The organism is Neobacillus sp. MER 74, from assembly GCF_023714155.1.
On the sequence record NZ_JAMAUV010000001.1, the window covers coordinates 395,209 to 416,890 of the forward strand.

A 21,682-nucleotide genomic window follows, 5' to 3' on the forward strand; every position below is an offset into this window, starting at 1 on the left:
CATACACCTCAACTGCTAGTTTTAGGGCTTAGCAGAACCTCTAATTTTGCCTAGTGTCAAGTGTACTTGAAAAGTGAACTTTTCTACTAAGACAAGCCCTTACTTAAGCTTATGCACCGCATCGATAAAAATGTCTCCCCTGACCTCAAAAGTTTTATATTGATCCCAGCTCGCACATGCAGGAGATAATAATATCACGTCACCTGATTCAGAGTATCGATAAGCCTCAGGCACAGCCTTGTCAACATTATCGACACGCTTGATTCGTTTTATTCCCGCTTCCTTCCCTATTCGTTCCATTTTAGGTGCAGTTTGCCCAAAGGTTATCATTGCTTTTACATTTTTTAAATAAGGAAGTAGTTCATCAAATTCATTTCCGCGATCCAAACCACCCGCAAGGAGAACTACCGGGGATTCAAAAGCAGCCAAGGCATTTACCGTTGCCAAAATATTCGTTGCTTTCGAGTCATTGTAAAACTTTCGTCCGTTCACTTCAGTTACGAATTGCAGACGGTGCCTGACACCAGTAAATGTTCGAAGAACCTGCTGGATGGCTTTATTTTCTACACCTGAAAGCTTTGCTGCAGCCATAGCGGATAAGATATTTTCAAGGTTGTGATTGCCTGGTAAAGCTATATTCTCAATTTCCATCACTTTATCATGATTAAACATAATCCAGCCATCAGATAGGTAAGCACCTTCAGTCAGCTTCTTCTTCGTCGAAAAAGGAATAATTCTGGCATTAGAGTGACGCGCAACTTCCAATGTTTCTTCTTGGTCGGCATTGACAATAAGGTAGTCAACTTCCGTTTGATTTTTTGTAATGTTTGCCTTTGCAGCAATATATTCCTTTTTTGTCCCATGATAATCTAAATGGGCATCATAAAGGTTCGTTAGAATGGCAATCTTAGGTTTAAATGTGTCAATTCCCATTAACTGAAAAGAGGATAATTCAATGACTATCGTATTTTCTGACGTAGCTTCTTCGGCTACCCCTGATGCCACTGTACCAATATTCCCTGCGATTAACGGGTGCTTCTGCCCCTCATTTAGCATCTCATAAACTAATGTTGTCGTTGTTGTTTTCCCATTGGTTCCTGTGATCCCAATAAATGGAGCTTCAGATATTTCATAAGCAAGTTCAACCTCAGTAATTACAGGAATCCCTTTTTCTATAGCGCCTGCAATCATAGGGTTGTTATATGGAATACCGGGATTCTTGACAATCAACTCGAAGCCTTCATCAAGCAACTCAATAGGATGATCCCCACAAATCACTTTAATCCCCTGTTCTAATAATCCCTGAGCTTCTGGATTTTCCGAAAATGGCTTTTTATCATTAACTGTGACAAATGCACCAAGTTTATGTAATAGGGCGGCAGCTGTTACCCCGCTTTTCGCCAAACCTAGGACAAGAATTTTTTTATGACTGAAAGATTTAATCTGTTTCAATTATAACCACACCTCAATATAGATTCCTAGTATCGCAAGAATTAATCCAACACTCCAAAAAGTGACGACCACCCGCCATTCCGACCAGCCAACCAATTCATAATGATGATGTAAAGGGCTCATACGAAAAATCCGTTTACCCGTCGTTTTGAAGGAAATAACCTGTAAAATAACTGATAACGTTTCAATAACAAATACTCCACCAATGATAATAAGTAAAATTTCAAGCTTCGTAAGAATAGCAATCGTTGCAATTGCACCACCGAGTGCTAGAGAACCTGTATCTCCCATAAAAACTTTTGCCGGGTGGGCATTAAATACCAAGAATCCTAGTACAGCACCTACCACCGCCACAGAAAATATCGCAATTTCTATCTGTGATTGATTCCATGCAAGAACTGCAAATGCACCAAATGCAATAGCAGCGGTGCCTGACACCAAGCCATCCAGTCCATCTGTTAAATTTACAGCATTGGAGAAGCCAACCAGCCAGAATATGATCAAGAAAATGAAGAACCATCCTAAATCAATTGTGGAATCTGTAAATGGAATGCTTATTTCGGTAGAAAAACCTTGTTGTTTATAAATAAAATAAAAAATTACTGAAATAATAATTTGACCTGCCAGCTTTTGTTTGGAAGTTAATCCTAGATTCCTTTTAAGAGCAACTTTGATAAAATCGTCCAAAAACCCAAGCAATCCAAAACCAAGTGTAACAAGAAGCAGCAAATATGTTTTAACAGTCGGTTCAGAAAACTTACCCGTCATGACAAGTGTTGTAATAACAATCGAAAATAAAATCATCACACCCCCCATAGTCGGTGTGCCTGATTTTATTTGATGGGATTTTGGTCCCTCCTCACGAATGCTTTGTCCAAATTTCAACCTTCTTAAGAAGGGAATAAAAACTGGAGAAAGCAATACCGAGATAAGAAATCCCATAATTATTGTGAAGAAAATAACTTGCTCGAGCATTTTATTCCCTCCCTTCAGCGTCGTTTTTGCTTGTAATTTCGTTTAACATCACAGCTATATCATATGTTTCTTTATTTTTATTAAGAAGTTTTTTATTTGAAATTTTAAAGTTAGTTATTTCCATAATTTTATCTGTTTCTCCATTTAATTTTTCATGATAACAATTTAAGATAGTTACAATCGCCTCTGCCGGGTCTGGTGTAAAGAATAGTGGAAACTGGTTTGGTATATAGCTTGGAAGTTCAAGTCCTTGATCCCAAATCGCTGCTATTGCCCCGTTCGAGATTGCATCAGAAAGTTCCCCAGCGTTTTTAGTTAATGATACAAATAATCCTTTAGGCTGTGCTGTGTGAGCTTGGTCGCAAACTGTAACAAATAGCAGGTTATCCTTGACGCCACGACTATTCTTAAATAGACTTACCAAGTCTTTTAAAGCTAAATACATAGCTATCTCCCCTCAATCGCTTCCCGAGCAACTAACCGATCGTCAAAGTCGTGAACTTCATTGCCAATAATTTGATAGGTTTCATGACCTTTGCCTGCGATTAAGATTACATCACCTGCTGATGCCTCTCGAATAGCAGTTTGGATCGCTTCTTTGCGGTCAGGGATCATTCGGTATGCTGAACCTTGCACTCCTGCTTCCATGTCCTTCAAAATGGCTAATGGGTCTTCACTTCTTGGGTTATCCGAAGTTAGGATGGGATTTGTGGACCATTGGCAGGCTATTTGAGCCATCAATGGTCTCTTCGTACGATCACGGTCACCACCACAGCCAACTATAACGAAAACCTTTTTCTTAGCAAAATGCTGAACCGTTTTTAATACATTTTCAAGACTGTCTGGTGTGTGGGCGTAATCAACAATAACAGTAAAATCCTGTCCTGCATTTACAAGCTCAAATCTGCCTGATACTCCTTTTACACCTTCGATCGACTGGATAACTGCTTTAATATCAATGCCGGACACAACGGACGCCGCAATACTTGCTAAAACATTATACACACTGAATTTACCAATTAATTGCATTTTAATCGGATATTTTTCCGAATGAACCACAAGCTCGAACTGGGTACCTGAAGAAGTCATTTGAATATTCTTTGCTTGAAGATCAGCTATATTATCGATTCCATATGTAATAACATGTGCAGCAGTCGACCTGCGGTACATATCAGAAGCAGGGTCGTCTGCATTTAATACGGCAAACTTAGGTTTTTTCTGATCAAATGTATTACCCAGCTGGGCAAATAATAAACTCTTAGCACGCTTATATTCATCCATTGTTTTATGATAATCCAAGTGGTCCTGCGTTAGGTTTGTAAACACAGCCACATCATAATCGCAGCCATGTACTCGACCAAGATCTAATGCATGTGAGGAAACCTCCATTACTGCTATATCAACACCTGCTTCAACCATTTGTCTAAAGGTTTTTTGAAGTGTTAAACTTTCCGGGGTTGTGTTTTTTGTTTCAATCGTCTTTTCAGCTATTTTAGTATACATCGTGCCAATTAGACCTGTTTTTTGATTGGCATCGGAGAATATTTTCTCAATTAAATGGCTGGTAGTTGTTTTCCCATTTGTTCCGGTAATTCCTATTAAGTGCAAGTTTTTCGTTGGCTGTTCATAAAAAGCATCAGCTAGCACTGCCATTGCTCTCGTTGTATCTTTAACAAGAATGACAGGTACATCTAGTAATAACGGACGCTCAGCCAATACAGCAGCTGCCCCGCTTTTTACTGCAGATTCTGCAAAATCATGGCCGTCTACTGTGTATCCCTTAATACAAATAAATAAGCTCCCGCTTTGCACCTTCCGATTATCGTTTTCAATCGAAGTTATTTCTGGATCCTCACCTAAATAAGGAACTAGAAGATGCAAATTCTTAAGCAGCTTTTGTAGCTTCATTTCTCTCAAATCCTCTCATAACCGTACATACATTGACTAATTATCATTTTGAAAATTCTTCTTAAGAAAGTTCCATCTTATTTTACATTAAAACATTTTATTTTGCTATTTAGTAATCAAAGCTTAATGAAAAAATTAGGCGGCGGAAATCATTCCGACCGCCTCTAATTTAATGAATTTTTTAATTGCATTAATCCTCCTTACCAAAATAAAGCCTAATTTTTGACCCTTCCTTAACTTTGGTACCTGCTTCAGGGGATTGTCTAACGACCACATCACCCTCACCACTTGCATCAATCTTTAGATTTATCAGTTGATCCATTAGTTCCATTTTTGTTAAACCTGTGAAATCCGGTAATTTTATTAACGGTGTATCCGGCCATTTCAATTCTTTTTCAATTTGACCCTTCCGAGGTTTAATCCCCATCTGACTCAAACTATCCTTCATAATATTACCAACAATTGGAGCACTGACTGTACCACCGAAGGCTGTAACTCCTTTTGGATTATCAACTGCCACATAGACAACAATTTGCGGATCATCTGCAGGGGCAAATCCAATAAAGGAAACGATAAAGTTATTTTCTAAATATCTCCCGTTTTGTGCTTTCTGGGCTGTTCCGGTTTTTCCGCCAACTCGGTAACCATCAACAAACGCCCTTCCCCCTGACCCCTGGGCAACTACACTCTCAAGGGCATGGCGAATTTCTTTTGAAGTTTCTTCCTTAATTACCCTGCGTTTTTCCACTGGGGAATTTCTCATTACGACTTCGTTTGTAATTGGATCGATGAGCTCTTTTGCAATATATGGCTTATATAATATCCCGCCATTAATAGCCGCAGATACAGCCGTAACTTGCTGGATAGGTGTTACTGATACTCCTTGTCCAAAGGCTGTAGTTGCTTGTTCAACTGGGCCAACACGGTCTAAATTGAATAATATCCCTGTTCCTTCTCCTTGTAAATCAATACCGGTCTTTTGACCAAAACCAAAATCCTTCACATATTTAAACAATTTTTCTTTCCCGAGTCTTTGTCCCAATTCGACAAATCCAGGGTTGCAGGAATTTTGAACAACCTCTAAAAAGGACTGATCTCCATGGCCCCCTCGTTTCCAGCACTTTAACCTCGCCCCCGCAACCTGAACCGAACCCGAATCATGGAAATGCTCTTTTTCTAAATTCACTTTCCCTTCATTCAAAGCTGCCGCAAGGGTAATAATCTTAAATGTTGACCCTGGTTCGTACGTTGACCATACAGGAAGATTTCGATTATATACCTCTTGAGGAACATTTTGAAAATTAGCCGGATCAAAAGTTGGTCTGCTCGACATGGCTAATATTTCTCCATTATTCGGATTCATTGCAATGGCAACAATCCCATCCGGGTTGTATTTTGCGTCCGCGATATCTAACTCTCTTTCTACTATCGTTTGGATTTTTGAATCGATTGTCAGCTTCAATGCAAGACCGTTTGTCGGCTTCTCATAATCATCTGCCATATCGTTCATTCTTTCCCCTTTAGCATTTGCATAAAATTTAACAGAGCCCCGTTCACCACTTAGTTCTTTATCATAATATTGTTCTAGTCCCATCAACCCCTGGTTGTCAACTCCTGCGAACCCAAGAACATGTGATAAATAGCTCCCCATTGGATAATGCCGCTTAGAATCTTCACCAATATAGACACCTTCGAGTCCTAGGGATCTGATTTCCTTGGCCTTCTCATGTGAAATTTTTCTGCCTTCCTTAATCCGAACAATTCTTTCTCTCAGTGTAATATCCCGATAGGCCTTTTCTTTTGACATATTTAAAACGGAGGCAAGCTTTTCCGCGGTTGTTGCCGGGTCTTTAATTTGTCTTGGAACAACCCAGACGGTTGGAGTACTAATATTTGTGGCAAGAGGCACCCCGTTCCTGTCAACAATTTCTCCTCGTTCAGGTTCAAAGGGAATATTACGGCTCCAAGAGTCTTTAGCACCTGCTGTTAACCAATCACCAAGGACAAATTGGACATATCCAAGCCGAATATCAATTATTAAGAAGGTGAGAATACCAATAAATAGTGCAATCATTAATCGTTTACGGACAGTAACATTTGAAACACGCATAGTTTGAACGACCCTCCTTTTTCTATCGTTCATTTATATGCTTGTACTTTTTTTCTTAGAACGCAGGTTTTGGCCATTAGATAGGAAAAATCCCGCTAAGACAGCGGGATTTTCTATTAATCCTGGACTAGATCCTCTGTATTTTCCTCAGTTTGACCTTGAGTATTTGTTTTTTCATTATTTTCCTGTTTCCACTGCTCTTCAGGAGTCTTTAAGTCTACGATTAAAAAATCTCCTTTTTGAACATGTGTTTTCGGTTTAATATTTTGCTGGGTTACAAACCCTTTTCCCTTTGAATTTAACTTCAATCCGGCAATATTCGCTACTTTCATTACATCTCTAAGTGACCAACCTGTCATATCAGGGGCAAATATTTCACCATTTGTTTGTATGATTACCTTCTCACCCTGTAAAACAGTTGTCCCAGACTCTGGTAAATGCCTGACAACCTCTGCTCCTTTTCCAATTACGATAGGTTCAATTCCTTTTCCTTTTAATTCAGCTACAGCTTCAGTAACCGATTTCCCCTTAAAATCTTCTAGTTTATTCAATTGTGCCTCTTCAAGTTGAGAAGGCTTAATGTTCAAGTAATGCAGGCTGTTTTTCATGACTGGGTTAAATATAGCAGAAACAGGTATTGCACCTTGACCAGTTTCAAGCCCCTCTAATTCAGGTTGCTGAACAGCAACATAAACAATTAATTCCGGATCATCCTTTGGTGCCATCCCTAAAAATGAGAACATATAGTTATTAGCACCTTGTAAATACCCGCCATTCGGTCCAGGAATATTAGCTGTTCCCGTCTTCCCAGCGACACTGTATCCATCAATTTTATACCGGCCGCCAGTACCTTTGGGTGAGGTAACAACTGTTTCAAGGATATCCCGAACCTCCTTGGCCGTTTCTTTTGTGATTGGTGTTGAAACAACTTTAGAGGACCCTGATTTAATAACCTCACCTGTATCATGATTGACAATTTTTTTTACCACATGCGGTTTAATCATTTTCCCGCCATTTGCAATGGCTGTTGCTGCTTGAATTTGCTGTATGGGAGTTATTGCAGTGCCCTGCCCGTAAGCCGTCGTAATTTTTTCAATCGGATAGGTAAATTGGATTTTCCCAGATGTTTCGTTGGGAAGGTCAATTCCTGTGGGCTGATCAAAGCCAAACTTTGTTAAATATTCTCGAAACTTTTCAAAGCCAAGCTTCTCTTTAGCTATTTTGGCGAAAGCAACATTTGATGAACGCTGTACCCCTTCAAGATAGGTGATCGGCCCCCATCCCGAGTAATTATGATCATGAATTGCTTTATCCCTTTTCGTTACTTGATATGAACCAGATTGATAGATTTCGTTGGGATTAAACACCTTTTCCTGGACGGCAGCGGCAAGCGTAAAAATTTTCATGGTCGAACCAGGTTCGAATGAAGTTTCAATCGCTTCATTATGCCAGCCGTCTTCAATTCCTTCTTTTGTTTTTGGATCAAAAGAAGGCCGTTGTCCCATTGCTAATATTTCACCGGTTTTCGGATCAGCCACAATCGCAATGATTTTCTCCGGTTTATATTCCTTAGCTGCTTTGTTCATGGCATCTTCTAAAAAGGTTTGAATCTTTTGGTCGATGGTCAAATAAACATCATTCCCATTTTTGGCAGGAGTAATTTTTTCTTTTCCATCCGGAAGTATATAACCCCACAAATCACTTTCAAAATTAATCTTCCCATTTGTACCCGTTAATTCATCATTTAGACTTTTCTCAATCCCCATTTTACCCACTGATTTAATACTTTTGTCCTTTTGTTCAATCCGATCAGCATAACCAACTAAGTGGGAAGCAAATACACCATTAGGATAGAAGCGCTTGGAATCACGGATAAATGTAATCCCTGGAAGTTTAAGTTTTTCAATCTTATTCTTTGTTTCGTGGGTAATATCTCTGCCTGCCTTGCCGAATTCAACCTGAAATTTATGACTTTTTATTCCTTTTGTTAAGATACTGTAAATCTCTAATTCATCCATTTCTAGATACTTTGCCAATTCTTGTGCCGTTTTCTCCGGGTTTTTTACGTGTTGCGGCTTTTTTGAATTTGTTGTCATCTTTTTATCTAAAATAGCAATTAACGTGTAGGCATTTGTATCTTCAGCAATCACTTTACCATTCCGGTCTAAGATATCGCCCCTTAAGGCGGTCAAATTCCCTTCTCTGCTATATTTTTCTTGAGCCTTTGCAGCAAGAGGCTGTCCATCAACTTCACCAGTGATTTGAATTGAAAAATACCTGAAAAGTAAAACAAAAAAGAGCAAACCGAAAAATCCAAATAAAAGGGTTGCTCCTGCATTCATATATGGCTGTTTCTTGTTCATTTCTAATGCACTACCTTGACGTTATTTTCGTTTTTAATTAGGCCCATTTCCTTGGCCTTTTTATAAATTCGATCGTATGCACTTAATTCGCTTACTTGAACCTGCAAATCACTATTTACTTTCTGTTGTTCCGATACCTTAGCTTCCATAATTTGTATATCTTTGTTAACATCATAAATTTTTGCTTGATTTGAAATAATATGAACGGCACCAAAACATACAAATCCAGCAAAGACTATTCCAATAATTTTTTCCCCTGGAGTGAGCCAGGATTTTTTAATAATAACTTGTCTCTTTTGTTGGACTTTCTCCTCCGTGTGTTGCTGTTCCACATTCTTCCTGGCAAGATTACTCAAACTCTTCCCCTCCAGCTTATTATTTATTTTTAAATCTAGTTTTGAATTTCTGAATTTTTCCTTACAGCTTTTCGGCAACTCTTAGCTTAGCAGATCTAGCGCGATTATTTTGCTCTAATTCTTCATCAGATGGAAGGATCGGCTTCCGCGAAATTAACTTTAATATCGGTTTATACTCATCAGGAATGATTGGTAAACCAGGAGGTAAATTAGGAGTTTCACTTGCTTTCTTAAAGGCTGCTTTGCAAATTCTGTCCTCAAGAGAGTGGAAGGTTATAACGCTTATTCTTCCCTCAGGGTTTAACATGTCAATCGCTTGATTTATTGACTGTTCGAACACCGCTAATTCATCATTCACAGCAATTCTGACTGCTTGAAAAACTCGCTTAGCTGGATGTCCACCTTTTCTTCTTGCAGGGGCCGGAATCGCGTCCTTAATCAGTTCAACTAATTCTGCCGTCGTTTCAATTGGTTTTACCATCCTTGCTGCTTCTATTTTACGAGCTATTTGTTTAGAGAACTTCTCCTCACCATAACGAAAAAAGATGCGCACCAAGTCTTCATAGGCCCAATGATTAACCACATCGTAGGCAGAAATATCGGCTTCATTATCCATTCTCATATCTAGTGGTGCATCATGATGATAGCTAAAGCCTCTTTCAGGAGTATCCAATTGCGGAGAAGAAACTCCAAGGTCGTAAAGTACTCCATCCACTTTAACAATTCCTCTATTTTCAAGTTCTTCTTTCAAATACAAGAAATTGCTTTTAATGATTTCTAAACGATCCCCATATTCAGCCAACTTCTCTTTTGCGTGTTCAATTGCAGTTTCATCTTGGTCAAATGCAAATAGTTTACCGCGGGCTCCAAGTTTTGAAAGAATAAGCGAACTATGCCCCGCTCCACCCAAAGTACAATCAACATAAATTCCATCAGGCTTAATATTTAAGCCATTAACAGCTTCCTTTAACAACACAGTTGTATGTTCAAACATGTAGTAACCACCTTTTCCAATCGAACAATATATAACAGAAAATATATTAACATAATTTATCCATTATATATCAAAGCCAATCATATTTTCAGCAATTTCTGCAAAAGATTCTTCTGACTCGGTAAAATAGTCTTCCCAAATCTGTTTGCTCCAAATTTCAATTCGATTGGAAACACCTAAAATTACACATTCTTTTTCCAACTTTGCATATTGCAAAAGTGGTGCAGGGATATTAATTCTTCCTTGTTTATCAAGTTCACTCTCGGTTGCACCTGAAAAGAAGAATCTAGTAAAAGCCCGGGCATCTTTTTTTGTCAGAGGTAAGCCTTTTAATTTCTCTTCAATCAGCCCCCACTCTGATAACGGGTAACCAAACAAACATTGATCCAATCCACGTGTAATGATAAACATTTCACCAAGTTCATCGCGGAATTTGGAGGGCACGATCAGTCGGCCTTTATTATCAATGCTGTGATGGTATTCACCCATGAACATACCCATGACCCCCACTTTCTATTAAAAATGTACCACATTCCCCCACTTTCCACCACCTATTTTTAAACTATTCTTCTTAAAACCATGAAATCCTTTTTTATCCAGAAATTTCACAAAAAAAAAAACTTCACTGCTGTGAAGTTTTCTACATTTTTATTACCTTATGCCGACCATCAAATTCAAATGTACCTGACATTAAGTCCTGAATTAGATTCAACCCATATTGATTTAGGTAATAAAATATATTCCAAACCCTCTCTTGGGGAAAACCATCCGGTCTTAATGACAGATCCACACGATCATATTTTTTAAGGATATTGTCGTGTTTCAACTTTCCGGCCTCATATAATTTAGCTTCCATAAATCCGAGTTCTTTAAGTAAGTAACTTTCATTTTTCTTTAACAATGGTAATAGTCCGCGATCCAACTCAGCTGTCTTACCTTCTATTAATCGGTACTGATTTACTAATTGTTCTTTTGCAAGGGAAAATAGCGAAGCCACTTCTTTATCTTTTATTTTTTCAAGAAATTGAGTTCTCTCTTTTTCTGTTCCATTGCTTAATATTTCATTTAAGTTTAAACGTAGATCAGAAACGTCTGTTTCAACAGATCGATCAAGGATCGTAATGTTTAAACGAGGAACAATAGGGGGCATCTTGATTTGAAAATATTCAAACACTAGTTTTAGTTCTGCCCAGTAAGAAATTTCTCCCGGCCCCGCAATAAAAGCAATAGATGGGAAAAGCCATTCCTGCATTAACGGCCGCGTCACCACATTATTGCTTAAAGAGGCTGGATTCTCCTCAGCAAGCTCCACTAATTGTTCCCTTGAAAAGGTAAGAGCCCCATTTTTCCCCACAAAACAATCATTATCACAGTCATATTCAAGTAAAATCCGATCATTCATTTTCTGATCATAGTAGAAAAGGTTCGCATTCCTTTCACTTGCATCAATCGTTACCGGAAAATCCTTTTCATCAATACGCCTTTGTTGTTCAAGTAGCTTGTGTGTAATCATTTCATGGTTAAGGATTTGCTTTTTAAAAAGTTCTTTCTGCACCTTCCGAAAGTCATTGTTACCTGAGTCAACGATTAATAACCCATAATCCTTGAACAATTCCATAATAATATTTGCAAAAAAATCGACGAAGTTGGTTGAGATGGACACTTGTTTTACAGCAAAAGCTAAAAGTGTATTAGTATGTTCTGTCTCACCAAAATTCTCTATTAAGTTTTGTACCCAAGAAATGCAGACTTCTTTGTTTAACTGAATATCAGAAACCATTTTCTTTTGCTGGACTCTTTCTGGATATGTCCATTTATCAACCTTTTGATTCACAGGTACAAACACATGATTAACCTCTTGGTAATCATGGTCTTCTCCCGCAATCCAAAATACAGGAACCACTGGTACGCCGAGCTGTGCCTCTTTTTGCTCAGCCAATTTAATAATAGAAATTACCTTATGTATTGAATATAGCGGGCCTGTTAAAATACCTGCCTGCTGTCCCCCAATAACGACGAGGCTATTACTTGTTTTAAGTTTATCGATTGACTTTATAACAGCTTCAGACGATGGAAACCGCTTCATAAAGCTCTCAATATGTTCAGCAACCTCTAAGCGAGGAAATGATCGGTTACTAAGTTCAGCAACCCGTTTGGCATCATCGGTTCCATCATTAAACCGGTAATGAAAAAAAGGCTGGATTTCTGGAGATTGTTCCAAATAATTCGAAGCAAACCGATTGGCTGCTGGTAAAGAGAGATTTAAAATCTCCATTCTTGTACTTCCTTTCTGATCACCCAAATTCATTCTGTTAAGAGTATACCACTACCAACTTAATTTGAAAAAACTTTGGCTTATAATTCAGTTGGTAAAAGTAAAAATCAATGCTCGATGAATTAATCCATATAATGTTAAGGTGAGGTAAGCAAGAAGAAACAGGAGAAAATTAAAACGCCAAAAACCCTTTATCACTTTTTTTATGAGAATTTCTTCTTTTACTTTCCAATGAACCAACACAAAAATCATCGCTATTAAAATCATAATTAATATTATTACCCAAAAATATGATTTTTCCCATATAGTTACAATTAAAAAATGAACAGATATTATAAATAGAAATGTTGTAGAATCTAGTGATATATGCACTGCCTTTCGCGTGCTTTTTGTCACGAGTTTCGTGACTATAAAAACAAACAGGAATCCTAAAAATGGTATCGCAAAGAAAACAGAAATGAAATAGGATAGAAAAGTAATCAAGCGTATTCCTCCTTTATCATCTCTTTTCCTTTAATTAAGTAATATAGGTTAGCCACTTGAGGTGACTTCATCCCTTTATGTTCTGCCACTTCTAAAATATATCCCAATATTGCATCCACTTCTGTCATTCTGTGTGCTTCTATATCTTTAAGCATGGAGGAACGATTAGCAGAAGTATTATTACAAATAGTAATAATTTGCTGCAACTGTTCTTCAGTATTATCTAAATTTAAAATTGAAGATACCTCGGAATATAAATTCTTTAGGACCTGAAAATAGTATTCATTTTTTATTAATTTGCCATTTTCCACCTCGAGGATGGCGGTTAATGGATTAATAACGGCATTGACAACTAGTTTACTCTGCAGCATTGTAAAATAATCCTCCTTAAAAACAAGTGGAAATTCCAATGGTGCAAAAGAAATACAATCAAACAAAAATGTTGGGTTCCCTTTAAATACAGCCACTTTAGTCACAGCTTCACCATTATGGGAAACGGTATATGAATTTTCCTTCAGCGCTCCGTGCTCAACTGCACCAACAAAAATATTAGTGTTCGGGATGGTTTCAAGCTGTTTTAAATGGCCCATACCATTCTGTAAAAATAAGAGATTGTTAGGAAGAATGGGCAACTGATTAATTTTTTCAATAATTGGCCGAAGTTGATATTGCTTAACGGAAATGATGGTAAGATCCTCAATTCCCTTCCATTCGTTTATTGGCAATGCCTTCGTGTTGGAAATTGTTTGTTCCCCGTTTTTCTTCAGCACAATTCCATATTTAATTATCTCTGTTGCTTGTTCTGGTGTTCTAGTGTATACCGTAACATCTACTATCCTGCTAAAATACGCTGCGAATAGGAGGCCAATTGACCCAGCACCAATAATTCCAACCCTCATGGTAATCCCTCTTTTTTAGTCGTCTTTACCCATATTCTATCAGAAGCTGACGATAGTTTGTTACTAAGAATTAGAAAAAAATTAAGCCCTATTCGACAAACACCGAATAGGGCCAATAAAGTTAAACGGGGTATACCGGATGCTTACGTATGCTAAAATTAAAATCCTTGGTTTCATAATAAGCAAAGCGTTGAATCAAAACATTTCGTAATTCTGTTGGTGCGACAATTTCATCAACAATTAATTCCGATGCTAACTTATAAATGTCGATATGTTCTTTATATTCTTTATGCTTTTCTTGGACAAAAGCTATTTTTTCTTTCTGGTCTTCTATTTGATTAATTTTGTTCGAATAAACAGCATTGACTGCTGCTTCTGGACCCATAACTGCAATTTGTGCGGTCGGTAAAGCGATACAGCAATCCGGCTCAAAAGCTGGGCCAGCCATAGCATATAGACCAGCACCATAGGCTTTTCGAACAATGACAGAAATTTTCGGGACAGTGGCCGAACTCATCGCTGCAATTAACTTGGCCCCATGACGAATAATGCCCGCACGCTCCACCTTTGTTCCAATCATGAACCCAGGTACATCTGCCAAAAATAAAAGCGGAATATGAAAAGCATCACAGAGTTGAATGAATTTTGCTGCTTTATCTGCAGAATCTACAAATAAAACACCGCCTTTCACTTTCGGCTGATTAGCAATAATTCCAATCGGTCTTCCATCGATTCTTGCTAACCCCGTTATCAATTCAGGGGCAAACAATTTCTTAATTTCATAAAAACTTGAATTATCCACAAGTTTATCAATACATTCATACATATCAAACGGAGCGTTTTGGTTTTCTGGGATAATCGCTTCCAGCTCGCGGCCTTGTTTTGCTTCTACACCAGGTGTCATCTTTGGTTTTTCTTTAAAGCTTGCTGGGAAGTAGCTGATATATTTTTTGGCTGACTCGATTGCTTCCTCTTCGCTATAAGCGAGAATATCCCCACAGCCTGAGACTGAACAATGCATCCGCGCACCGCCCATTTCCTCAAGTGTAACCTTTTCACCGATTACTTTTTCAGCCATCCTTGGTGACCCCAAATACATAGAAGCATTTTGGTCAACCATGATGACGATATCACAAAAGGCAGGAATGTATGCTCCACCAGCCGCGGAAGGGCCAAACAAAATACAAACCTGGGGAATCATCCCGGAAAGTTTCACTTGATTGTAGAAGATTCTTCCTGCCCCGCGACGATTTGGAAACATCTCTAACTGATCTGTTATTCTAGCCCCGGCTGAATCAACAAGGTAGAATAATGGAACCTTTAGTTTTTCGGCAACTTCTTGAATACGAAGAATCTTTTCAACTGTCCTGGCTCCCCATGAACCAGCTTTAACGGTTGAATCATTCGCCATAACACAAACCGTTTGGCCATTAATTTTCCCAATCGCCGTGACAACACCATCTGCAGGAAGATCACCAGCTTGAAAATTGGCAAATTTACCATCTTCTTCGTATTTACCTTCATCGAACAATAAGGCAAGACGTTCACGAACAAACAACTTCTTTTGCTCTTTTGCCTTCTCATGATATTTTGGATGTCCACCAGCTTCAATTATTTTACGGTTCTCATTTAACTGCTCATTCAATGTATTGGTTACAGACATGATTTTCACCCCTCAAACTTTATTCTAGGACGATCAATACGTCGCCTTCATTAACGAAATCACCAATGCTTACTTTTACATCTAATACTAAACCTTCTGAAGTGCTTTCAATTGGAATTTCCATTTTCATAGATTCAAGCATCACGACTTCCTGACCAAGTTGTACTTGATTCCCTTTTGTTGTGAATATATTTAAAACAGTACCTGCCATACTTGCTGTTATTTCTTTCATTTTCATTCTCCCCCTAGTTCACTAATTTTTTGGTTAAAAAGCTTGTGGTGTACTTTCCCTTTTGAAAATCATTATCTGTTAGTACATTAAGGAAAAGTGGTGCATTAGTTTTAATCCCTTCAATTTTTAAGTCTTTAAAGAAGCGAACCGCTTCTTCTAATGCTTTTACACGTGTTTCATTGTGAATAATAACTTTCGCAATCATTGGATCATAGAACGGTGTAACCACACTTCCTTCATCATAACCTGAATCAATTCTTACTCCCGCCGAATGACTCCATTCAAGCCTGCTGATTTTACCTGGCGACGGAAAAAAACGAACAGGGTCTTCAGCATAAAGCCTAAATTCAATAGCGTGACCTGACAATGTGATTTCATCTTGGAGCAATGGTAACCGTTCACCTCGAGAGATGAGGATTTGCCATTTCACTAAATCGAGACCAGTTATCATTTCAGTTGCCGGATGTTCAACCTGAAGGCGAGTGTTCATTTCTAGAAAATAAAAATTTTCCTTTTCATCAACAATAAATTCAATAGTTCCTGCATTTGTATAATTAACAGCACTCGCCGCTTTTAAGGCTGTTTCAAACATCATATTTCGAGAATGGTCCGATAAACAAGGTGACGGAGATTCCTCAATTACTTTTTGATGTCTTCTTTGAACAGAACAGTTTCTTTCAAACAAATGAACAATATTTCCATGGCTGTCTCCAAACACCTGGACTTCGACATGTCTTGCATCTTTGATATACTTCTCGATAAAGACTTCGTCAGAGCCAAAATAGGCCATTGCTCTTGCTTTTGTCTGGGCAAAAGACTTAACGAGCGCTTGCTCATCTTCACAAAATACCATTCCTATCCCGCCGCCGCCGCCGCTTGCCTTCAGCATAACTGGGAAGCCGATTGTATCTGCAAGAACAATTGCTTCCTCAATAGCTTTTATACCGCAGCCACTGCCGGGAACCACCGGGACACCCGCCTTTTCCATCGTCTGACGAGAAATAATTTTGTCACCCATTAATTCAATAGTTGCCGGGTTCGGGCCGATAAAAATAATACCTTCCTCTAATGCTCGTTTAGCAAATGTAGCATTTTCAGATAAAAAGCCGTAACCAGGGTGAATTGCATCTACTTTCTCTCGTTTTGCTATTTCTAAAATTTTATCTACTTGTAGATAGGACTTGTTTACAGGAGGCTCCCCCACACAGAAAGCCATAGTTGCTGCTTTTACAAAGGGCATTTCCTTATCAGCCTCGGAATAAATAGCAATTGTTTCAATCCCCATCTCCTGACAGGTTCGAATAATCCGAAGGGCAATTTCTCCTCGATTAGCAATTAAAATTTTTTGCACGCTTTTTCCCCTTTCGTACCCTGTTTATTCCACCATTTATATGTTTCTACACGATTCTTTGAATTTCCTGCAAATTTTTGAAAACGCTTTCCGAACTTATTTGAAGAATTTTTTGAGTTTTTGTTATATAATTAGAGTGATTCATTTGAAAAATGCCAAAATTACTTCAGTTCATGTTATTCAAGAGCAAATGAATATATACAAGATTATGAGTAATCATATTTAGGAGGTTGACTATGGCAGTAAAAGTGGAAAGACTCAAAGTAAATTTTAAAACACTAGAAGAGTTTAAAAAATTCAAAGAATATGGGATTCAAGAATTATCAATGCTTGAAGATCTTGAAGCAAATATGGTTGATAATAATAGTGACTCACCTTTTTACGGAATTTATTTTGGAGACAAATTAGTAGCTCGAATGAGTCTATACCAAATTGATGCAAAGTTTGACCGCTATTTTTATCCGCCGCAAAATTACTTAGAGTTATGGAAACTTGAGGTATTACCGGATTATCAAGGTAAGGGTTATGGCAAGGCGCTTGTCGAATTTGCGAAAAGCAGCTTTGGTCTCCCGATTAAGACGAATCCAAGAGTACAATCAAGAGATTTTTGGGAAAAGATGGGCTTTGCGAATGTCGATTACGATATGGAGCGTGACCGCGGAGAAAATCCATTGGTTTGGTACCCTTCAGGCGTAGAGGCACAACAGCATAATTAATCCAAATAAAAAAGCGGACATTTGGTCCGCTTTTTCTACTTTTCTACTCTTTCGAGGTTACCATTTTTGTCCATCTGGAATTTTACTTTTTGTTGCCGGTCCTCATCTTGAAGAACTACCATTTTCCGAGCTCTTTCCATAATTTCAATTAACGAACGATAATCCTCTTCAATAGCCTTTAAATTTTTAGATAATCTTTCGTTTTCTGCTGCCAAGTAGTATGCCTTTTTTTCCAACTCTTTGATTTTTTCATTAGATTTCTTCCGTTCCGCTTCATTGTTGGATGAGGCTAGTGCTTTTTGTTGGAGTCCCTCTAAAAAATGGATCACCGTCGAAAATGTAATTGTGCTTCCTTGTTCATTTCCTGTTGGAGAGGGAACAGCTTCTACTTTAACTGGTTCTTCAAATGATTCTATTTCATTTGAAACTGGCTGTTTTTTTAACTCTTTACGCTGCTTTTTAGCCAACTCAATGCCCGATTTATATTGTTTTCTAACAAACGAATTCCAACGAAAGCCACAGGCTGCTGAAGTACGTGTGAGCTGCTTCCCTACTTCTTCGAATGCTTGCAGTTGCGTCCCGCCTTCCCGGATGTGTCGTAACACAACCTCAGCAAGCAACAAGTCTTCATCTTGGGACCATGCATCTTGTCGAGTCGGTGACATGAAATCATCCCTCCTAGTGTTTTTATAATACATATGCATCTACTAGAAAAGATAGACTTAATCAAGCCCTGTGTTTTTCATCTTTATTCATTGTTTTTTCGTATAAACGCATTTACATATTCATGATGAATTTCGCTTTCCCAAAGGATTGCACACTCTCTAATCTCTTCATCTATTCTTTCACGCAGTTTTGTTTCTTCCCACTTTCTAATCCAAATTCTTTTATAGGATTTTAGTACACTTATATCGTTAGATATCATCTGTCCAAGGTATCTATCACAAGCCTGGAGAGAGTCATCCGTGTACAGTGAGTTAATAAACCCAATTTTCTTTAAATATGAGGCAGTTTGGAGCTCTGCTTCCATTAAAAGCTTCATTGCAATAGAAGCAGGCAGCTTTTCTGCTAAAATTGAACCTCCGCCCCATCCCGTTGTTATCGCTTGCTTTCCTTGGATAAACCCTGCCAATATACCTTCTCGCGCAATACGATAATCGCAAGCAGCCGCAAGTTCACAACCACCGCCAACTGCTGTTCCATTAATGAGAGCAATAGTCGGAATAGGCAATGTAAGCAGCGAATAAAGGATATTCGCCATCTTTGAGAGCATCCTATAAGCTTCTTCCTTTGTACGAAGGGAATGAAAAACAGACAAGTCTCCCCCTGAACAAAAAGCAAGATCATCTTCTCCGGTAATAACTAGTGCCTTAATATCAGGGTGAAAAGATCTTTTTATTGCTTCAGCCAATCCTTCCATGACTTCAAAATTAATAGCATTTCTTTTTTCACTTCTAGTAATGGTAAATACCAAATAACCCTTATCACGTTTTTCAATCTTGTACGACAACCTATAACACAGCCCTTCTTTATTATTTCGCAAAAATGAGTATGTATAAATCCAAAGAAACGACGAAAGCACAAGGGAAATAAACCCTTGTGCTTTCTATCTTACCTTAAAATTAGTCGTTCACTACATCTTTTCCTTTGTATGTTCCGCAAGCTTTACATACACGGTGTGAAAGTTTCATTTCACCACAGTTTGGGCAGCTTACCATACCAGGTACGTTTAATTTAAAATGAGTACGACGTTTTCTTTTTGCAGTTTTAGAAGTCCTTCTAAAAGGTACAGCCATTCTTCCCACCTCCTTAAAGAGTATTAAGAAAGTAATGAAGGCCAGGAATGCTGGGTCTTCACTTTGCTTCTTAGATTTGTCGATTAAATTTACGAAGAAGAATTGTTTTCATCGAAAAACTTTGCGAGACCTGCTAGTCTCGGATCAATTTTTTTAGATTGATCTTCTCCATGAACAACTTCCCAATCCTTGCCAGATTGTGGAGCAGCATCTTCACGATTAACATCTTCGCAAAAAACTTGCATTGGTACCTCAAGTAAAAGAATCTCTCGAAGGATCGGCATCACATCAATCACTTCACCTTTCACTTGATATGCTTCCTCTTCAGTTTCATAAACTGAACCTTGCAAGAGAAACGTTTCAGTTGTTTCGACATTAATTGGAAGTTTAACATCCACTAAAGTACGAGAACATGGAAGTATTAAGTAACCTTCGATTTTTAAATGGAACGTTACTTTTGTTGAATCGATATCGCCCCGACCTGTAATATGCATCGGAGAAACTTCCCGGATGGTTGGATCATCTTGTTTGATCTCATCCACACGAACTATCTCATCAATAATAAATTCCTTGTTTCGATATTTTTGTAATTGACTTAATGTCCATTTCAATTGAATCACCCCAAGGCAACAAAGGTAATTATAGCCTTCGATAAATTTTTTGTCAATGTTTTTTCTTTACACCCCGTCAGATGATTAAAAAGCAAAATGCACCTATCTGTTTCCAATACTAGTTTAACCAAATTAGCCTTTTGCAAACATCCTTAATATCTTACCATATAATTTGATTGGTTTCCTTAAAATATTGCTATAATGTTAAGAAAAGCAAAAATCACACAGATTTTAAAGTTTTAAGGAGAAAACAAATGAGAGCTGTTGGATTAATCGTAGAGTACAACCCTTTTCATAATGGGCATGCCTATCATTTACAGGCATCTAAGGAAGCAGCAGAAGCTGATATTGTTATTGCAGTAATGAGCGGGAACTTTTTACAGCGCGGGGAACCTGCACTTGTGTCCAAATGGCAGCGAACCAAAATGGCATTGTTAAATGGAGTAGATATTGTTTTTGAACTACCTTATTGCTTCGCCACTCAAAAAGCAGAAACCTTCGCAAATGGTGCTGTTTCAATTTTGGATGCAGTGGGCACTCATTGCCTCTGTTTTGGAAGCGAGAGCGGAGACATATCCGATTTCTTTCGTACAATTGATCACTTAGAAGCGAAGCAACATCTATTTAATGAAAACATTAAACAGTTCCTAAGCACAGGTGTCAGTTATCCGAAAGCTTTATCCCTTGCATTTGGGCAATTGCCAGATTCGGATAAATATTTGGATTTAGCTAAGCCAAATAATATACTTGGACTCGAATACATAAAAGCTATAAAACAACAAAAGTCGAATGTCATCCCAATGACGATACCTCGAAAAAACGCTAACTACCATGATCAGGATTTTACCTCTGCAACGATTGCAAGTGCAACCAGTATCCGAAAAGCTATCTTTGCTGATAGCGATGGAAAATCTGCTATAGACCAATATGTACCAAAGGCTACCAAACAATTGCTAAATGAATATTTACAATTTTATCAAGTATTTCACCAATGGGAAAACTATTGGAGTTATCTTCAATTTCGTTTAATTCATTCGAGCCCTGAAGAGCTGAGGAATATTTATGAAATGGAAGAGGGGCTTGAAAATAGACTTCTCTCTGCGGCACGAGAGGCTGATACATATCTTGAGTTTATGCAAAAAATTAAAACGAAACGTTATACTTGGACAAGACTGCAAAGATTATGTGTTCATATATTAACTAATTCAAAAAAAGAGGACATGGCAATGATCTCAGAAAAAGCCTCTTATTTAAGACTTCTTGGTATGACCACCAAGGGCAAAGAATACCTAAATAAAAACAAGGCTCATCTTAGTCTCCCCCTAATATCGAAACTTTCTTCTTTTAAAGGAAAAGAGATTAACCTAGATATTAAAGCAGCAAGGGTTTTTTCACTTGGGCTCCCTATCCATTTAAAAAATAAAATGATCCATCAAGAATATCAGCAGCCACCGATTTATATAAAGTAAAAAGCTCTGTTAAACAGGGCCTGTTGATT

At 38.1% G+C, this 21,682-nt stretch carries 21 protein-coding genes; 2 read left to right on the forward strand and 19 right to left on the reverse strand.

The window, feature by feature from the left end:
• Positions 1–99: 99 nt before the first annotated feature.
• The 15 genes from murD to M3610_RS01915 all read right to left on the reverse strand — a co-directional run bounded on the left by murD (position 100) and on the right by M3610_RS01915 (position 17,061).
• Positions 100–1,452, reverse strand: coding sequence for a UDP-N-acetylmuramoyl-L-alanine--D-glutamate ligase (gene murD / locus M3610_RS01845; RefSeq protein ID WP_251456177.1), 1,353 nt, complete (start codon positions 1,450–1,452; stop codon positions 100–102).
• Positions 1,453–2,427 carry a phospho-N-acetylmuramoyl-pentapeptide-transferase gene (mraY, locus tag M3610_RS01850; RefSeq protein WP_251456179.1) on the reverse strand — a complete coding sequence of 325 codons (975 nt, stop codon included), beginning with the start codon at positions 2,425–2,427 and terminating at the stop codon, positions 1,453–1,455.
• A 1-nt stretch (position 2,428) separates the two neighbouring features.
• Positions 2,429–2,872, reverse strand: a complete 444-nt coding sequence (locus M3610_RS01855; protein WP_098572674.1) for a hypothetical protein — start codon at positions 2,870–2,872, stop codon at positions 2,429–2,431.
• 2 nt (positions 2,873–2,874) lie between these two features.
• Entirely contained in the window at positions 2,875–4,335 is a 1,461-nt protein-coding gene (locus M3610_RS01860) for a UDP-N-acetylmuramoyl-L-alanyl-D-glutamate--2,6-diaminopimelate ligase (protein WP_098572673.1), read from the reverse strand.
• Between the two features lie 190 nt (positions 4,336–4,525).
• Positions 4,526–6,445, reverse strand: coding sequence for a stage V sporulation protein D (locus M3610_RS01865; RefSeq protein WP_098572672.1), 1,920 nt, complete (start codon positions 6,443–6,445; stop codon positions 4,526–4,528).
• A gap of 116 nt (positions 6,446–6,561) precedes the next feature.
• A complete protein-coding gene (locus tag M3610_RS01870; protein ID WP_098572671.1) occupies positions 6,562–8,808 on the reverse strand; it encodes a penicillin-binding protein in 2,247 nt (748 codons plus the stop codon).
• Positions 8,809–8,810: 2 nt separating this feature from the next.
• Positions 8,811–9,164, reverse strand: a complete 354-nt coding sequence (ftsL, locus tag M3610_RS01875; RefSeq protein WP_098572670.1) for a cell division protein FtsL — start codon at positions 9,162–9,164, stop codon at positions 8,811–8,813.
• A 61-nt stretch (positions 9,165–9,225) separates the two neighbouring features.
• Positions 9,226–10,158 carry a 16S rRNA (cytosine(1402)-N(4))-methyltransferase RsmH gene (gene rsmH, locus M3610_RS01880; protein WP_098572669.1) on the reverse strand — a complete coding sequence of 311 codons (933 nt, stop codon included), beginning with the start codon at positions 10,156–10,158 and terminating at the stop codon, positions 9,226–9,228.
• 63 nt (positions 10,159–10,221) lie between these two features.
• Positions 10,222–10,653, reverse strand: a complete 432-nt coding sequence (mraZ, locus tag M3610_RS01885) for a division/cell wall cluster transcriptional repressor MraZ (protein WP_098572668.1) — start codon at positions 10,651–10,653, stop codon at positions 10,222–10,224.
• A gap of 145 nt (positions 10,654–10,798) precedes the next feature.
• Positions 10,799–12,433, reverse strand: a complete 1,635-nt coding sequence (gene bshC / locus M3610_RS01890) for a bacillithiol biosynthesis cysteine-adding enzyme BshC (protein ID WP_251456181.1) — start codon at positions 12,431–12,433, stop codon at positions 10,799–10,801.
• Between the two features lie 87 nt (positions 12,434–12,520).
• Positions 12,521–12,916, reverse strand: coding sequence for a DUF3397 domain-containing protein (locus M3610_RS01895; protein WP_098572666.1), 396 nt, complete (start codon positions 12,914–12,916; stop codon positions 12,521–12,523).
• A complete protein-coding gene (locus tag M3610_RS01900) occupies positions 12,913–13,815 on the reverse strand; it encodes a 2-dehydropantoate 2-reductase (RefSeq protein ID WP_251456183.1) in 903 nt (300 codons plus the stop codon). Before M3610_RS01900 ends, M3610_RS01895 begins: the two co-directional genes overlap by 4 nt.
• A gap of 121 nt (positions 13,816–13,936) precedes the next feature.
• The gene (locus tag M3610_RS01905; RefSeq protein WP_251456185.1) at positions 13,937–15,478 is read right to left on the reverse strand and encodes an acyl-CoA carboxylase subunit beta; all 1,542 of its coding nucleotides are present in this window, start codon (positions 15,476–15,478) and stop codon (positions 13,937–13,939) included.
• Between the two features lie 19 nt (positions 15,479–15,497).
• A complete protein-coding gene (locus M3610_RS01910; RefSeq protein ID WP_251456187.1) occupies positions 15,498–15,710 on the reverse strand; it encodes a biotin/lipoyl-containing protein in 213 nt (70 codons plus the stop codon).
• 13 nt (positions 15,711–15,723) lie between these two features.
• A complete protein-coding gene (locus tag M3610_RS01915) occupies positions 15,724–17,061 on the reverse strand; it encodes an acetyl-CoA carboxylase biotin carboxylase subunit (RefSeq protein ID WP_251456188.1) in 1,338 nt (445 codons plus the stop codon).
• Between the two features lie 236 nt (positions 17,062–17,297).
• Between M3610_RS01915 and M3610_RS01920 the strand changes: the two genes are divergently transcribed.
• Entirely contained in the window at positions 17,298–17,777 is a 480-nt protein-coding gene (locus tag M3610_RS01920; protein ID WP_098572661.1) for an N-acetyltransferase, read from the forward strand.
• A 35-nt stretch (positions 17,778–17,812) separates the two neighbouring features.
• Here M3610_RS01920 and M3610_RS01925 read toward each other — a convergent pair whose 3' ends face one another.
• The 4 genes from M3610_RS01925 to M3610_RS01940 all read right to left on the reverse strand — a co-directional run bounded on the left by M3610_RS01925 (position 17,813) and on the right by M3610_RS01940 (position 20,184).
• On the reverse strand, positions 17,813–18,442 hold the full coding sequence (locus M3610_RS01925) for an RsfA family transcriptional regulator (RefSeq protein ID WP_251456189.1): 630 nt from the start codon (positions 18,440–18,442) through the stop codon (positions 17,813–17,815).
• Between the two features lie 83 nt (positions 18,443–18,525).
• A complete protein-coding gene (locus M3610_RS01930) occupies positions 18,526–19,287 on the reverse strand; it encodes an enoyl-CoA hydratase/isomerase family protein (protein WP_251456190.1) in 762 nt (253 codons plus the stop codon).
• Positions 19,288–19,399: 112 nt separating this feature from the next.
• The gene (rpmF, locus tag M3610_RS01935; RefSeq protein ID WP_026566356.1) at positions 19,400–19,573 is read right to left on the reverse strand and encodes a 50S ribosomal protein L32; all 174 of its coding nucleotides are present in this window, start codon (positions 19,571–19,573) and stop codon (positions 19,400–19,402) included.
• Positions 19,574–19,662: 89 nt separating this feature from the next.
• Positions 19,663–20,184, reverse strand: a complete 522-nt coding sequence (locus M3610_RS01940; protein ID WP_098572659.1) for a YceD family protein — start codon at positions 20,182–20,184, stop codon at positions 19,663–19,665.
• A gap of 254 nt (positions 20,185–20,438) precedes the next feature.
• Here M3610_RS01940 and M3610_RS01945 point away from each other — a divergent pair, with 254 nt between their 5' ends.
• Positions 20,439–21,653 (forward strand): nucleotidyltransferase, encoded by a 1,215-nt coding sequence (locus tag M3610_RS01945; protein WP_251456191.1) that lies wholly within the window; start codon positions 20,439–20,441, stop codon positions 21,651–21,653.
• Positions 21,654–21,682 lie beyond the last annotated feature (29 nt).

Bases quoted from the DNA above. Each gene is read 5' to 3' on its own strand.
- mraY (WP_251456179.1), bottom strand. From the start codon at position 2,427: ATGCTCGAGCAAGTTATTTTCTTCACAATAATTATGGGATTTCTTATC.
- M3610_RS01855 (WP_098572674.1), bottom strand. From the start codon at position 2,872: ATGTATTTAGCTTTAAAAGACTTGGTAAGTCTATTTAAGAATAGTCGT.
- M3610_RS01860 (WP_098572673.1), bottom strand. From the start codon at position 4,335: ATGAAGCTACAAAAGCTGCTTAAGAATTTGCATCTTCTAGTTCCTTAT.
- M3610_RS01865 (WP_098572672.1), bottom strand. From the start codon at position 6,445: ATGCGTGTTTCAAATGTTACTGTCCGTAAACGATTAATGATTGCACTA.
- M3610_RS01870 (WP_098572671.1), bottom strand. From the start codon at position 8,808: ATGAACAAGAAACAGCCATATATGAATGCAGGAGCAACCCTTTTATTT.
- rsmH (WP_098572669.1), bottom strand. From the start codon at position 10,158: ATGTTTGAACATACAACTGTGTTGTTAAAGGAAGCTGTTAATGGCTTA.
- mraZ (WP_098572668.1), bottom strand. From the start codon at position 10,653: ATGTTCATGGGTGAATACCATCACAGCATTGATAATAAAGGCCGACTG.
- bshC (WP_251456181.1), bottom strand. From the start codon at position 12,433: ATGGAGATTTTAAATCTCTCTTTACCAGCAGCCAATCGGTTTGCTTCG.
- M3610_RS01900 (WP_251456183.1), bottom strand. From the start codon at position 13,815: ATGAGGGTTGGAATTATTGGTGCTGGGTCAATTGGCCTCCTATTCGCA.
- M3610_RS01905 (WP_251456185.1), bottom strand. From the start codon at position 15,478: ATGTCTGTAACCAATACATTGAATGAGCAGTTAAATGAGAACCGTAAA.
- M3610_RS01910 (WP_251456187.1), bottom strand. From the start codon at position 15,710: ATGAAAGAAATAACAGCAAGTATGGCAGGTACTGTTTTAAATATATTC.
- M3610_RS01920 (WP_098572661.1), top strand. From the start codon at position 17,298: ATGGCAGTAAAAGTGGAAAGACTCAAAGTAAATTTTAAAACACTAGAA.
- M3610_RS01925 (WP_251456189.1), bottom strand. From the start codon at position 18,442: ATGTCACCGACTCGACAAGATGCATGGTCCCAAGATGAAGACTTGTTG.
- rpmF (WP_026566356.1), bottom strand. From the start codon at position 19,573: ATGGCTGTACCTTTTAGAAGGACTTCTAAAACTGCAAAAAGAAAACGT.
- M3610_RS01945 (WP_251456191.1), top strand. From the start codon at position 20,439: ATGAGAGCTGTTGGATTAATCGTAGAGTACAACCCTTTTCATAATGGG.